The 13993-nt window shown below is 72.4% G+C and carries 12 protein-coding genes; 4 read left to right on the top strand and 8 right to left on the bottom strand.

Going from position 1 to position 13993, the window contains the following annotated elements:
• Nucleotides 1–43: 43 nt before the first annotated feature.
• Together ACZ6MZ_RS22785 and ACZ6MZ_RS22780 are read right to left on the bottom strand one after the other, a co-directional pair.
• On the bottom strand, nucleotides 44–826 hold the full coding sequence (locus ACZ6MZ_RS22785; RefSeq protein WP_384337774.1) for an SDR family NAD(P)-dependent oxidoreductase: 783 nt from the start codon (nucleotides 824–826) through the stop codon (nucleotides 44–46).
• A complete protein-coding gene (locus tag ACZ6MZ_RS22780; RefSeq protein WP_384190620.1) occupies nucleotides 823–2142 on the bottom strand; it encodes an enolase C-terminal domain-like protein in 1320 nt (439 codons plus the stop codon). The genes ACZ6MZ_RS22785 and ACZ6MZ_RS22780 overlap by 4 nt, the downstream gene beginning before the upstream one ends.
• A gap of 252 nt (nucleotides 2143–2394) precedes the next feature.
• On the opposite strand from ACZ6MZ_RS22780, the gene ACZ6MZ_RS22775 reads away from it, so the two are divergent.
• Nucleotides 2395–3417, top strand: a complete 1023-nt coding sequence (locus ACZ6MZ_RS22775; RefSeq protein WP_384190623.1) for a PAC2 family protein — start codon at nucleotides 2395–2397, stop codon at nucleotides 3415–3417.
• 280 nt (nucleotides 3418–3697) lie between these two features.
• Here the strand turns inward: ACZ6MZ_RS22775 and mshC are convergent, their stop codons facing one another.
• The 4 genes from mshC to ACZ6MZ_RS22755 all read right to left on the bottom strand — a co-directional run bounded on the left by mshC (nucleotide 3698) and on the right by ACZ6MZ_RS22755 (nucleotide 7217).
• Nucleotides 3698–4927 carry a cysteine--1-D-myo-inosityl 2-amino-2-deoxy-alpha-D-glucopyranoside ligase gene (gene mshC, locus ACZ6MZ_RS22770; RefSeq protein WP_389783392.1) on the bottom strand — a complete coding sequence of 410 codons (1230 nt, stop codon included), beginning with the start codon at nucleotides 4925–4927 and terminating at the stop codon, nucleotides 3698–3700.
• A gap of 113 nt (nucleotides 4928–5040) precedes the next feature.
• Nucleotides 5041–5868 (bottom strand): SCO1664 family protein, encoded by an 828-nt coding sequence (locus ACZ6MZ_RS22765; RefSeq protein WP_389783391.1) that lies wholly within the window; start codon nucleotides 5866–5868, stop codon nucleotides 5041–5043.
• Nucleotides 5832–6422: a DUF3090 domain-containing protein gene (locus ACZ6MZ_RS22760; protein ID WP_384183045.1), complete on the bottom strand. Its 591-nt coding sequence runs from the start codon at nucleotides 6420–6422 to the stop codon at nucleotides 5832–5834. Before ACZ6MZ_RS22760 ends, ACZ6MZ_RS22765 begins: the two co-directional genes overlap by 37 nt.
• A gap of 108 nt (nucleotides 6423–6530) precedes the next feature.
• The gene (locus ACZ6MZ_RS22755) at nucleotides 6531–7217 is read right to left on the bottom strand and encodes a histidine phosphatase family protein (RefSeq protein WP_389783390.1); all 687 of its coding nucleotides are present in this window, start codon (nucleotides 7215–7217) and stop codon (nucleotides 6531–6533) included.
• Nucleotides 7218–7294: 77 nt separating this feature from the next.
• Here ACZ6MZ_RS22755 and ACZ6MZ_RS22750 point away from each other — a divergent pair, with 77 nt between their 5' ends.
• Entirely contained in the window at nucleotides 7295–8311 is a 1017-nt protein-coding gene (locus ACZ6MZ_RS22750) for a magnesium and cobalt transport protein CorA (RefSeq protein WP_384183039.1), read from the top strand.
• A 73-nt stretch (nucleotides 8312–8384) separates the two neighbouring features.
• Here the strand turns inward: ACZ6MZ_RS22750 and ACZ6MZ_RS22745 are convergent, their stop codons facing one another.
• Nucleotides 8385–9170: a ferritin-like domain-containing protein gene (locus tag ACZ6MZ_RS22745; RefSeq protein ID WP_469353905.1), complete on the bottom strand. Its 786-nt coding sequence runs from the start codon at nucleotides 9168–9170 to the stop codon at nucleotides 8385–8387.
• A gap of 289 nt (nucleotides 9171–9459) precedes the next feature.
• Nucleotides 9460–10512 (bottom strand): LLM class F420-dependent oxidoreductase, encoded by a 1053-nt coding sequence (locus ACZ6MZ_RS22740; protein ID WP_469353903.1) that lies wholly within the window; start codon nucleotides 10510–10512, stop codon nucleotides 9460–9462.
• 128 nt (nucleotides 10513–10640) lie between these two features.
• Here ACZ6MZ_RS22740 and ACZ6MZ_RS22735 point away from each other — a divergent pair, with 128 nt between their 5' ends.
• Both ACZ6MZ_RS22735 and ACZ6MZ_RS22730 read left to right on the top strand, forming a co-directional pair.
• On the top strand, nucleotides 10641–11624 hold the full coding sequence (locus ACZ6MZ_RS22735) for an aldo/keto reductase (protein WP_384183034.1): 984 nt from the start codon (nucleotides 10641–10643) through the stop codon (nucleotides 11622–11624).
• A gap of 41 nt (nucleotides 11625–11665) precedes the next feature.
• On the top strand, nucleotides 11666–13918 hold the full coding sequence (locus tag ACZ6MZ_RS22730; protein ID WP_469354083.1) for a helix-hairpin-helix domain-containing protein: 2253 nt from the start codon (nucleotides 11666–11668) through the stop codon (nucleotides 13916–13918).
• Nucleotides 13919–13993: the final 75 nt, after the last annotated feature.

Below are 13993 nucleotides of genomic sequence, written 5' to 3'. Positions count from 1 at the left end.
GGATGTCCCGTCCTTCAAAGGTGAGTGTCGGCTCAGCGTGCTCTCAGGTGGCGGGGCGCAGGCGCAGTCCCTGCATTCCGCCGTCGACCGCGAGCGCCGTTCCCGTGACGGCGGCCGCGGCGGGGCTTGCGAGATAGGCGACGGCCGCGGCGACCTCGCCGGCGCCGACCAGCCGTCCCGTGGGCTGGCGGGCTTCGAGCGCGGCCCGTTCGGCCGCCGGGTCCTGGGCCTGATCGAGCAGGCGGCCGACCCAGGGGGTGTCGGCGGTACCGGGGTTGACGCAGTTGACGCGGATGCCCTCGCGGACATGGTCGGCGGCCATCGCCAGGGTCAGCGACAGGATCGCGCCCTTGCTCGCGCTGTACAGGGCGCGCTGCGGCAGCCCGGCGGTGGCGGCGATGGAACAGGTCTGGGTGATCGAGACACAGCCCGGCCGGTCGGCTGCGGAGCGGCGCAGATGGGGCAGGGCGTGGCGGGCGGTGCGGACCATGCCGAGGACATTGATGTCGAGAACGCGCCGCCACTCCTCGTCGGGGTTGTCCAGGACGGTGCCGATGGCGCCGACGCCCGCGTTGGAGACGACCGTGTGCAGCCCGCCGAACTCGGCGGCCGCCGCGTCCACCGCCGCCCGTACCGCCGCGTCGTCGGTGACGTCGGCCGTGAGCGCCAGCGTCCCGGCGGGTGCTCCCGCGGTCTCCCGGTCCAGTACGGCGACCCGGGCGCCCCGCTCCAGCAGCAGGGTCGCGATGGCCGCGCCGATGCCCGAGGCGCCTCCGGTCACCAGGGCGCCGAGCCCCTCGAAGTCCCGTACCTGTGGTGCCGTCATGCGCCGGTCTCCTCGGTGGTGCGGCGGGCCTGCCAGACGGGCCCGTCCGGATAGCTGTGTTCGGCGATCGACTCGGGGAGCATCCGGGCGGAGAAGCCCGGCGCGCTCGGGGTGACGTACCGTCCGGAGTCGATCACCACGGGGTCGGCGAAGTGTTCGTGGAGGTGGTCGACGTACTCGATGACCCGGTCCTCCCAGCTGCCGGAGACGGCGACGTAGTCGAACATCGAGAGATGCTGGACGAGTTCGCAGAGTCCGACGCCGCCGGCGTGCGGGCAGACGGGCACGCCGAACTTGGCCGCGAGCAGCAGGATCGCCAGATTCTCGTTGACGCCGGCCACCCGGGCCGCGTCGATCTGGACGAAGTCGACGGCTTCGGCCTGGAGCAGCTGCTTGAAGACGACCCGGTTGGCGACATGCTCGCCGGTGGCCACCTTGACCGGCTGGCCGGCCCGGATGGCGGCATGGCCGAGGATGTCGTCGGGGCTGGTCGGCTCCTCGATCCAGTGCGGTTCGTACGGGGCGAGGGCGGACATCCAGCGCAGCGCGTCGGCCACGTCCCAGCGCTGGTTGGCGTCGACGGCGATCCGGATGCCGGGGCCGACGGCGGCGCGCGCCAGCTTCATCCGCCGTACGTCGTCGTGGAGATCGCCGCCGACCTTGAGCTTGATCTGGCGGAAACCGTCGGCGACCGCCTGCTCGGCGAGCGTGACCAGCTTGGTGTCGTCGTAGCCGAGCCAGCCGGGTGAGGTGGTGTACGCGGGATAGCCCTCGGCCCGCAGCCGGGCGGCGCGCTCGGCCCGGCCCGGCTGCGCGGCGCGCAGGATGGCCAGCGCCTCGTCCGGGGTGAGGGCGTCGGTCAGATAGCGGAAGTCGACCAGCGAGACGAGTTCCTCGGGTGTCATCGCGGCGAGGAACTCCCAGACCGGCTGGGACGCGCTCTTGGCGGCCAGGTCCCAGGCGGCGTTGATGACGGCGCCCGCCGCCATGTGCATCACGCCCTTCTCCGGGCCGAGCCAGCGCAGCTGCGAGTCATGGGTCAGCTCGATGTGGAGCGCGGCAAGATCGGCCGCGGTGCGCGGGGCCGGGCGCCCGACGACATAGGGGCGCAGTGCCTCGATGGCGGCGGCGGTGACCTCGTTGCCGCGGCCGATGGTGAAGCAGAAGCCGTGGCCCTCGGCGCCGTCCTCGGTACGCAGGACGACATAGGCGGCCGAGTAGTCGGGATCCGGGTTCATGGCGTCGGAGCCGTCGAGCTGTTCCGAGGTGGGAAAACGGATGTCGTGAACCTCGAACCCCGTGACGGTCTGACTCATGCACGCCCCCCTGTGAAGAACATCGGACCTCTTCCGGTCATCCGATGTATAGCGCCGTTGACGCCGGATCGTCCAGGGCCGAGACGAAATTCAAGGTCACAGCTCGGATGAATCTGCTTCCGGATGGATCAGTTCTCGGACCTATGCCCCACTACGGCGAAGTTCACCCGGGCGGGCACGCGACTGCGGGCGGGCACCGGGAAAGCCGTAAGGTTGGTGCGTACGAAAGGGAACTTCGGAAGGAGGCACTGGGTGATCGAGCTCGAGGGGGTTCCCGAGCTGATCGACCCGGTCATGGTGGCCGCGTTCGAGGGCTGGAACGACGCGGGCGACGCAGCCTCCACCGCGGTGGCGCACCTGGACCGGGAGTGGAAGGGCGAGGTGTTCGCGGCGCTCGACGCCGAGGACTACTACGACTTCCAGGTCAACCGGCCCACGGTGTGGCTGGACGGCGGCACGCGGAAGATCACCTGGCCGACCACCCGGCTCTCCGTGGTGCGGGTCGGCGGGGAGAAGCCCCGTGACCTGGTGCTGGTCCGCGGTATCGAGCCGTCCATGCGCTGGCGCTCGTTCTGCAACGAGATCCTGGGCTTCGCCCATGAGCTGGGCGTGGAGATGGTGGTCATCCTGGGCGCGCTGCTCGGTGACACCCCGCACACCCGGCCGGTGCCGGTCAGCGGGATCACCTCGGACGCGGACCTGGCCAGGACGATGGACCTGGAGGAGACCCGGTACGAGGGGCCGACCGGCATCGTCGGCGTCCTCCAGGAGGCGTGCACGCACGCCGGCGTACCGGCGGTGAGCCTGTGGGCCGCCGTACCGCACTATGTGTCGCAGCCGCCCAACCCCAAGGCGACGCTGGCGCTCCTCAACCGCCTGGAGGACCTCATCGGCCTGCGGATCCCGCTGGGTGAGCTGGCGGAGGACGCGCGGGCCTGGCAGCTGGGGGTCGACCAACTGGCCGCCGAGGACAGCGAGGTGGCGGAGTACGTCCAGTCGCTGGAGGAGGCGCGGGACACCGCCGAGCTTCCGGAGGCGTCCGGCGAGGCCATCGCCCGGGAGTTCGAGCGGTATCTGCGCCGGCGCGACGGCGGTCCCGGCCAGCCGCCGGGGGGCCATGCCACGGAGAGCGGTGACGGACCGTCGTATCTGCGCGACGCCTCGGGCGGCCGCGGCAGACCCCAGCGGCCGCCGCGCGGCCCCGAGGCGGGTACGGACCCCGAGCAGGGGCCAGGTCCCGACCCGGGTGACGAGGAAGATTCATCCGAGGACTGACCCGGAAGACCGGAAGGGAAGCGGGGCGACGCCATTGGGCGCCGCCCCGCTTCCGCGCTCGGGCGGTCCGTCCGGCCGGCCGACGCGGGTCGTCGTGTCCGGCGCCGGCCCACGGCACACCGGCGCTCACACTCCCTCACACCGCCCGCGGCCGCGTGGTGTTCGGCCGCAGAGTCTCCGGCCCGGCCGAACACGGACATGTGGGTCCGTGACCGGCCGGGCCCGAAACTCCGCGGCCGGCCGGGGAGTCTCCGGGATCGCTAGCGGGCCGCCGGGATCGCTACAGGGCGACGCCGAGGAGCGCGTCGACCGCGCGCGACGCCACACCCGGCGCCCCCTCGTCCGTACCGCCCGTGGAGCCCTGCAGAGCCGCCCAGCGGTCGACGGCCGCGAGGGCCGCCGGGGCGTCCAGATCGTCCGACAGCGCCTCGCGGATCTCCTCCACGAGCGCGTCGGCCGAAGGACCGTCGGGCCGCGACACCGCGGCCCGCCAGCGCGCCAGCCGCTCCACGGCGTCCTGGAGCACCTGGTCCGTCCACTCCCAGTCGGAGCGGTAGTGGTGCGCGAGCAGCGCGAGACGGATCGCCGCCGGGTCCACGCCGTCGCGGCGCAGCGCGGACACGAAGACCAGATTGCCCTTGGACTTGGACATCTTCTCGCCGTCCAGGGCGACCATGCCGGCGTGCACATAGGCCCGGGCGAACGGATGCTCACCGGTCAGCGCCTGGGCGTGCGAGGCGCCCATCTCGTGGTGCGGGAAGGCCAGATCGCTGCCGCCGCCCTGGACGTCGAAGCCCATGCCCAGATGGTCGAGGGCGATGGCCACACACTCGATGTGCCAGCCGGGCCGGCCGCGACCGAGGGTGCCGCCGTCCCAGCTCGGCTCGCCCGGACGGGCGGCCAGCCAGAGGATCGGGTCGAGCGGGTTCTTCTTGCCGGGGCGGTCGGGGTCGCCGCCGCGCTCGGCCGAGAGCAGCCGCATGGCTTCGGCGTCGAGGCGGGAGACCTCGCCGAAGTGCGGATCGGCCGCCACGGAGAAGTAGACGTCGCCTTCGAGGTCGTACGCGGCTCCGGTCTCGCGCAGCCGCTCCACCAGCGGCACGATGCCCGGTATCGACTCGACGGCGCCGATGTAGTGCTGGGGCGGCAGCATCCGCAGCGCGGTCATGTCCTCCCGGAAGAGCGCCGTCTCGCGCTCCGCGAGCCCGACCCAGTCCTCTCCGTCGCGCTGCGCCCGCTCCAGCAGCGGATCGTCGACGTCGGTCACGTTCTGGACGTAGTGAACCTGCCGCTTCGTGTCGAGCCACACGCGCTGAACGAGGTCGAACGCGTTATAGGTCGCCGCGTGACCCATATGGGTCGCGTCGTACGGCGTGATGCCGCAGACGTAGATACGGGCGACGGGACCGGGCTCGAGGGTGACTCGGCCATCGGTCGAGGTGTCGTGAATCCTGAGGTCGCGGCCTTTGCCAGGCAGGGCGGGGACCTCGGAAGCGGGCCAGGCATGCATGCCATGAGCGTAACCGGATGGATGTTCCGGATACGAACCGGATGGGAGGTCCTGGCCGGTTGGGCCCTCTTGCGCGACCGGCCGCGAGCTGGTTCACGCTCTTGGAGCGGTTCTCAGACGGGGGGCCAGGGGATGGCGGGCCACTGGCCGGAGGGCTCAGGATGGCGGCCCGTACCGCGCAGCGCGCGGACCCTGGCCCGTACGGCCTCGGTCTCGGCCGCGGTGATGAGTTCGGCCAGTCGGGTGGCGAGCGGCGTGCCCTCCGCCAGTGCGCCGTCCAGGCGGGCCAGCACCGCCAGCACCTCGGCGCTGAGGGGTTCACCCGCCCACCCCCAGAGCAGGGTGCGCAGCTTGTCCTCCACATTGAAGGTGACGCCGTGATCAATGGCGTACAACCGCCCCTCGGGCGCCGGCAGCAGATGGCCGCCCTTGCGGTCACCGTTGTTGATCACCGCGTCGAGTACGGCGAGGCGGCGCAGCCGCTCGTCGTCGGCGTGCACCAGCAGCGCCGTACGCCCCTCGCCCACCTCGGCGAAGCCGACCGCCTTCCAGCCCTCGCCCGGCTCCTCGTCCTCGACGAGCGCCAGCAGTTGGGCCGCGTCGTCGCCGGTCTCCGCCTCGATCCAGAGCTGGCACATGCCCTGCCCGTACGGACCGTCCCGCAGCACGGTCGGCGGCACCAGCTCCCAGCCGGTCGCCTCGGAGATCTCGTAGGCGGCCACCTCGCGCTGGGCGAGCGTCCCGTCGGGGAAGTCCCACAGGGGCTGCTCCCCCGCGACGGGCTTGTAGACGCAGTGGGCCTCCAGGCCCTCGTACGAGACGGAGCAGTAGAGCACCGCGTTGGACGCCTGACGGATCCGTCCGCGCACGGTCAGCTCACCCTTGGCGAGCAGATCGGCGACGCTCACGCTCCCCGGCGGTATCCGTTCTGGCGCGGGCATACGTGTCCTTCCGGATCGAGCGGCAGGCTGCACAGCGGACACGGCGGCCGCCCGGCGTTGACCACGTCCAGGGCGCGCTTGGCGAAGGCACGGGCCTGGGCCCCGGACAGCCGGACGCGGAGCATCGGCGGGCCGTTCTCCTCGTCCTGGAGCAGCCGCTCCTCGGCCTCGGCGAGATCCTCGTCCGTGTCGGCGTCCAGCTCGACGAGCGCCTGCGCCTCGACGATCATGCGCTGCTCGTCACCGTCCCAGGCGAGCGCCATGGTGCCGACCCGGAACTCCTCCTCCACGGGGGCGTCGAGCGGGGCGGCGTCACCGTTGTCGGAGGGCGCCACGGCCGGGACCGGGGCATTGCCGCCGGTGCGGCGTACGACTTCGTCGAGCAGCTCGTCGATCCGCTCGGCGAGCGCGGCCACCTGGGTCTTCTCCAGGGCGACGCTGGTGACGCGCCCTGCGGCGGAGGCCTGCAGGAAGAACGTACGGCGTCCAGGCAGCCCGACCGTACCGGCCACGAAGCGGTCCGGTGGGTCGTAGAGGTACACCTGACGGGACACGTCCTGTCTCCCTTGGGAATCGGCGGAAACAAAATAGGGCGGGCCGGGAGTCCTGGGAGGTTCCCCGGGATCGCGCGGACGGCGCGTCCACCCTACTGCGCTGAGCGATCACGGTGCTCCCGCGCCGCCCCCTACGACACCGGTCCCGCCGCTCGCGCTCTCACGCGGCGCCAGTCCGCCGAGATCGCCCGTGTCGCCGAGCCGCACCAGAAAGGGGCGCAGGCGCGTGTAACGGACGGCTGTCACCGAACACGGGTCGACATGGATCCGCTGAAAGAGATCTAGATGCATCCCTAGGGCGTCCGCGACGAGCGCCTTGATGATGTCCCCGTGCGAGCACATGAGAAAGACGGCGTCCTCGCCGTGCTCCTCCTCGACGCGCGTGTTCCACTCCCGTACGGCTTCCACGGCGCGCGCCTGCATCGCGCGCATGGACTCGCCGCCCGGGAACGCGGCGGCGGAGGGGTGCTGCTGCACGACCGTCATCAGGGGCTCGTCGGCCAGTTCGGCGAGCTTGCGGCCCGACCAGTCGCCGTAGTGGCACTCCCCGATCCGCTCGTCGGTGTGCGCCTCCAGACCGGGCCGGGCGTCGAGCAGCGGCCGCAGGGTCTCCTGGCAGCGCTGCAGCGGGCTGGTGACGACGGCGGCGAGCGGCACCCCGGCCAGCCGGCCCGGCAGCGCGGCGGCCTGCTCGGCGCCGCGCTCGTCCAGGGCGACCCCCGGTGTCCAGCCCGCGAGGAGCCCGGCGGTGTTGGCGGTGGACCGCCCATGACGTACGAGGATCAACGTGGCCATGCCCGCCAGCGTAACGGCCCGGTGCGCGAGAGGCGGTGGCCGTCCGAAGGTGCGTACGGGGCCCGGAAGGGGGCAGAATGCCCGCCGTGATCGTGGACTGTGCTATTTACCGCGACGGGCGCCGCACCGACGGGCCCGCCGATTTCTCCGATGCCCTGGACGAGGCGCGCGCGGAAGGGGACGCCTTCCTCTGGATCGGCCTGCACGAGCCGACGGAGAAGGAGTTCGGACTGGTGAGCGACGAGTTCGGGCTGCACCCGCTGGCGGTGGAGGACGCGCTCACCGCCCATCAGCGGCCGAAGCTGGAGGTCTACGACGACTCGCTGTTCATGGTCCTCAAGCCGGTGGAGTACGAGCCGGAGAGCGACACCGTCACCACCGGCGAGCTGATGGTCTTCATAGGTGATTCCTTCGTGGTGACGGTCCGGCACGGCGAGGGCGCTCCGCTCGCCGCGGTACGGCAGCGGCTCGAAGCGGAGCCCGATGTCCTCAAGCACGGACCCACCGCGGTGCTGTACGCGGTCAGCGACGCAATCGTGGACCACTACATCGAGGTGGCGGGGGAGCTCCAGGTCGACCTGGAGGAGACGGAGGCGGAGGTCTTCGCGCCGGCCGGGAGCGACGGCGGCTCGGGGCACTCGCGGTCCGCGACGTCGACCGCGGCGCTGATCTACAACTTCAAGCGGCAGGTGCTGGAGTTCCGCCGCGCCAGCGGGCCGCTGGCGGCGCCCATGGCCCGGCTGGCGGGCGCGGGCGTGCCGTTCGTCCATGAGCGCTCGCAGCCGTTCTTCCGGGACGTCAACGACCATCTGCTGCACGCCAACGAGCAGGTGGAGGGGCTCGACCGGCTGCTCTCCGACATCCTGTCGGCGCATCTCGCGCAGATGGGTGTGCGGCAGAACGACGACATGCGGAAGATCTCGGCGTGGGCGGCCATGGCCGCCGTACCCACACTGATCGCGGGGATCTACGGCATGAACTTCGACCACATGCCGGAGCTGACGTATGTGTGGGGGTATCCGGCCGTGCTCGGCCTGATGGCGCTCCTGGTCATCGGCCTGCACCGCACGTTCAAACGCCGCGGCTGGCTCTGAGCGCGCGTAACAGGAGCGGGGAGACGGGACACGTGGGAGGCGGACATGTGGGAGGCGGACATGTGGGAGGGGCCTAGAAGGCGGGGGCCGGGGGCGCGGGGCCGCCGAGGGCGTCGCGCCGCTCCGGCATCGTGAGCCTGACCATCCGGCGCCAGCCGGCGAGCCGTTCGTACGCGTACAGGACGTGGATCGCCGCCGCGAGCAGCGCGGCCTTGGGGGCGGGCCAGCCGAGGAGGCGGCCCATCCGCTCCATCACCGCGAGGCTCACCTGCCGGTAGATCCGGATCTCGCTCAGGGCGCACTCCCGCAGGGTGCGCTGGATCATCCGGCCGTGCCCCTCCTCGGCCAGCCGCAGCAGTTCCTCGTGGCAGTAGGCGAGGTGGTTGTCCTCGTCATCGCTGATCATCTTGATGGCCCTGCCGACCTCGGCATCCCCGCCGAAGTACTTGACCAGCATCACCATCTGGTCGGCGGCCCGCTGTTCGGTGATCCGGCTGTGCGCGAGATAGACGACGATGTCCCGCTCCGTCAGCGGCTCTTCGCGGCGCAGCTTGTCGTGGGTGAGCCCGATGCCCCGCCGCTCCAGCAGCATGGTGTAGTCGGTCTCCGGCGGGACCTCGACCGGGTCGAGACCGCGCTTCCTCAGCAGGGCGTGGAAGATCCGCCCGTGCTTGTCCTCGTCGGCGCCGTGCCGGGTGATCTTCGGGGCGAGGCCCCGCATGCTCTCGGGCACCAGAGCGGCGATCCTGCCGTTCTCCCAGCCTCCCTGGGCCTCGCCACTGGCCGCGATGGAGCAGAAGAGCCGGAAGGAACGATCGTCGTCCAGGATTTCCTGAAACAGGCTTCGGGCCGAGAACATCACTGCCACCTCCATACAGACGTCCGCAGAAACGAGTCAAATGGGGTGGACGGCAACAGGCAACAGGTGCGTCGGCCGGCTGAGCCGAAAGAAGGAGCGCCCAAGGGCCGTCCCCGGCGCGTAACCAAGCGGCACCCGGGCGCGTTGCAGTACATGACGGCCGTGGCGGGGAAGACCCCCCGAGCCCCCACCACGGCCGCGGACTTCTCATCCGTTCATCCGTGCGTGTCCGCGCGCCGGTCATAGCCCGTTCGGGCCAGGACGAGCTATGACCGGCCACGGGCGGCCGCTAGGACACCAGGCCCGCGCGCTCCAGGGCGTCCGTGCCGACGCGCAGCGCGGCGATCCGCTCGTCGAGCGTGAATCCCGCCGGGGCGAGGGTGAGCGTGGTGACGCCGGCGGCGGCGTACGCCTGCATCCGGTCGGCGATCCGCTCCACAGGACCGAGCAGCGTCGTCGAGTCGATCAGCTCGTGCGGTACGGCCGCCGCCGCGCCGGCCTTGTCGCCGGAGAGGTACTTGTCCTGGATCTCGGCGGCCTCCTTCTCGTACCCCATGCGCCGCGCGAGCTGGTTGTAGAAGTTCTGCTTGCGGCTGCCCATGCCGCCCACGTACAGCGCGGTGTAGGGACGGAAGACATCGGCCAGCGCGTGGACGTCGTCGCCCACCGCCAGCGGCACCGTGGGACACACGTCGAAGCCGTCCATGGTCAGACCGGCCTTCTCGCGGCCCGCCCGCAGCGGACGGATCGCGGTGTCCTCCAGATGGTCGGCGGAGGGGAAGATCAGCAGCGCGCCGTCGGCGATCTCACCGGTCTGCTCCAGGTTCTTGGGACCGATCGCGGCGATGTAGAGCGGGATGTGCTCGCGCTGCGGGTGCACGGTGAGCTTCAGCGGCTTGCCGGGGCCGCCGGGCAGCGGCAGCGTCCAGTGGTCGCCCTCGTACGACAGCCGCTCACGGGACATCGCCCTGCGGACGATCTCGACATACTCCCGGGTGCGGGCCAGGGGCTTGTCGAACTTCACGCCGTACCAGCCCTCGGAGACCTGCGGGCCCGAGACACCGAGGCCGAGGCGGAACCGGCCGCCGGAGAGGGAGTCGAGGGTGGCCGCGGTCATGGCGGTCATCGCGGGCTGGCGTGCCGGGATCTGCAGGATCGCGGAGCCGACGTCGATGTTCTCCGTCTGCGCGGCGACCCAGCTCAGTACGGTCGGGGCGTCGGAGCCGTACGCCTCGGCGGCCCAGCAGACGTCGTAGCCGAGCCGGTCGGCCTCCTGCGCGACCGCGAGGTTGTCGCTGTCCATCCCCGCGCCCCAGTAGCCGAGGTTGATGCCGAGCCGCATAACCACTCCCTTACTGATGAGTAACGTCCCTGTGCCGGGGACTCTAGCGCGCAGTGCGGGCATCCGTCAGGGGCGGGTTGTCCACAGGCTCTCTCCGCGTGGGGTCCTGGCCAGTAATCTCAGCAGCCATGGAGCAGAGGCATCTCGGCCGTACCGGCCTGCGTGTGTCCCGGATCGGACTCGGCACCCTGACCTGGGGTCGGGACACCGACGAGCATGACGCCGCCGATCAGTTGAAGGCCTTCTGGGAGGTGGGCGGGACACTCGTCGACACGGCGGATGTGTACGGCGGAGGGGAGGCCGAATATCTGCTCGGCCAGCTCGTCGAACGGCTCGTACCGCGCCGCGATGTGATCATCGCGACCAAGGCCGGCAGTGTGGCGGATCCGTACCGGCGCTTCGACGGATCCCGCGGGCATCTCCTCGCCGCGCTGGACGCGTCGCTGGAGCGGCTCGGGACCGACTATGTCGATCTGTGGCAGATCCACGCGTTCGATACGGGGACTCCGCTGGAGGAGACGCTCCAGGCGCTGGACATCGCCGTCAGCAGCGGGCGGGCCCGGTACGCGGGAGTGTCGAACTTCTGCGGCTGGCAGCTGGCCAAGGCCGCCACCTGGCAGCTGGCCTCGCCCGGGATACGGACGAGACTGGCCAGCACACAGATGGAGTACTCACTGCTGCAGCGCGGTGTGGAGCGGGAGGTGCTGCCCGCCGCGAGGGATCTGGAGGTCGGGCTGCTGCCTTCGTCGCCGCTCGGGCGCGGGGTGCTCACCGGTAAGTACCGGCACACCACGCCGCCGGACTCCCGGGGCGCGTCCGAGCAGCTGGCGCCGTTCGTCGAGCCCTATCTCGACGAGGCGGCGAGCCGGATCGTGGACGCGGTCGCGACGGCGGCGGACGGGCTCGCCACGACGCCCCTGGCGGTCGCGCTGGCGTGGGTCAGGGACCGGCCCGGGGTGGTGGCCCCGATCATCGGTGCGCGCAACGCGCAGCAGCTCACGGCCGCTTTGTCAGTGGAGAGCCTTAGTCTTCCTGACGAGATCTGCCAGGCGCTCGACGATGTGTCGGCGCCCGTGCACCGCTATCCCGACCAGGACTGGAGCACGCTGTGAGTACGGACCGCGACACCGCTGCCGAGGAGGAGGCCGAGTCCATGGCCGACACAGGCCGGCACCCCGCGGCACCGGCGCCGGACCCGGACCCGGGGCCCGCCGAGACGGACCCGGAAACGGACGGCGGGGCGGCCGAGAACGGCGCCTCGGCTGACGGCGCCTCGGCTGACGGCGCCTCGGCTGACAGCGCTGCGACTGACGGCGCTGCGGCTGACAGCTCCTCGGCCGACGGCGCCTCGGCCGACGGCACGTCGACGGAGCCGGAGGCGGGCGGGGCCGAGGCGGCAGAAGCCGCGGCGGCGTTGTCCGAGAGCCAGGCCGAGCTGGCCGCGCAGCGGGAGCTGCGCGAGCGGATCGAGCAGCGGAAGGCGGAGAAGGCCGGGCCCATCGCCGCCGGCGCCAAGCTCAGCGGGCAGGCCGCCGATCTGCTCGCCGCCGTACGGGCCGTGGAGAGCGGCGCCGAGGTCGACCCGTCCCTGCTGCGCGCCCCCGCTCCCCCCGCGCCGCCGCCGGCCCAGGACACGACGCCCGCGCGCGCCCCGGAGGCCCCGTCGGCACCCCGGGCCGCCGCGCCCGGGGCCGTGTCCGCCGTGCGGGCCGTGCTCGCCGAGGGAGGGGCGCCGGAGGCGCTCGCGGGGCAGGTCGCCACCGTGCTCGGGGAGCAGGCCCCGCACGTGCTGCGCGAGGACCCGTGGCAGCTGCTGGCCGTCCCCGGTGTGCGACCCGAGCAGGCCGACGGGTTCGCGCGGGCGCTGCTCGGGGCGGCCTGCGGCCCCGGCGACGAGCGGCGGGCCGCCGCGCTCGTCGGCTGGCTGCTGGAGCGGGCCGCGCTTCAGGGCCACACCGCGCTGGAGGCGTCGTCGGTACGCGGCGCGCTGGCCGGGCATGCCGTGCCCGAGCCCGATGAGGCCGTGCAGCACGCCATCGCCGAGGGCGCCGTGCTGGTGTTCCAGGACGGTCTGGACGAGGACGTGGAGGGGACGGAGAGCGAGACGGGGGAAGCGGAGGACGGCGAGCAGGAGGCCGCGGCACCGGTCCCGGTGCTGCTCGGGCTCGACCGGTACGCCCTCGCCGAGGAGAGCCTCGCCGACGGACTCGCGCGGCTGGTCAAGACCGGCCCCGACGCATCCTGGGAGGAGGCCGCGGCGACGGCCGCCTCACCCTCGGCCGCCGAGCTGATCCGCGCCGTCGCCGGCCATGGACTCGTCCTGCACACGGGCGGTGAGGCCGCGCGCGCCGAGCCGGTCGCCCTGGCCGAGGCCGCCCGAGCGCTCGGGATGCGCGCGGTCGTCGCGGCCCACGGCGAGAACGGCCGCGGCCGGCTGGGCGCCGGCGCGGTCACCGTGGCCGGGCTGCTCGCCGGCGCGGAGGGCCCGGGACGCGACGCGGACGGCACGTTCGCGCTGGATCTCCTCGTGGTGCTGGACGCGCCACAGCTGGATGTGGAGACGGCAGCGGTGATCGTGGAATCGCTGCCGGACGGCAGCCGCCTGGTGCTCAGCGGTGACCCCAGGGTGCTCTGGTCGGCGGGCGCGGGCCGGGTGTTCGCCGATCTGCTGGCCGCCGGGGTATGCCCGCGGATCGCCTCCCGTACCCCCGACGCGGGACCGATCGGCGAGCTGGTCTCCGGGATCGGCATCGGTGAGCTGAGCCAGGTGGAGGCGCCCGGCAAGGAGGTCGTGATCGTCCCGGTGCGGGACGCGGGCGAGGCGGTGCACCGCACGGTGCAACTGGTCGCCGATTCGGTGCCGCGCGCCTTCGGGGTGACCGCGGGGCAGACGCAGGTGATCACCGTGGGACACGGCGGCTCGGCCGGCACCCGCGCGCTGAACGCGGCGCTCAAGCAGCGGCTGAATCCGGGGCCCGGCCGGTTCGGCGGCTTCGACCCGGGGGACAGGGTCGCGTATGTCCCGTCGCCCGGCAGGACGCTGCAGGGCTCGGTGGTCTCCGCAGACACCGAAGGGCTGCGTCTCGACTGCGAGGGCGAGGCCGTCGTCGTACCCAGGGAGCGGGTCGAGTCGGCCGTACGCCACGGCTGGGCGCTCACCGCGCATCAGGCCGCGGGGATGCGGTGGCCCGCGGCGGTCGTGGTGCTCCCCGGCGACGCCGCCCAGGGGCTGAGCCGTCCTTGGGTCTATACGGCCTTCAGCCGGGGCGAGCGCCATCTGTCCGTGGTCCATGGCGTGGACCAGGCGCTTCCGCAGGCGGTGGCCGATGTCCCGTCCCAGGAGCGCACGACCAGGCTGCGCCCGCTGATCGAAACCCTGCTGGCCCCGGCGGCCCAGCCGGGGTGACCGCGCCGCCGACTCGCCTCATGGCTGAGCGCCTCATGCCCTGAGCCCGCGTCGACCTGTCGTCGGCGCGGGCCG

The sequence above is a fragment of the Streptomyces sp. NPDC042201 genome, from assembly GCF_055582185.1.
This window is presented reverse-complemented; position numbering and strand designations above follow the sequence as displayed.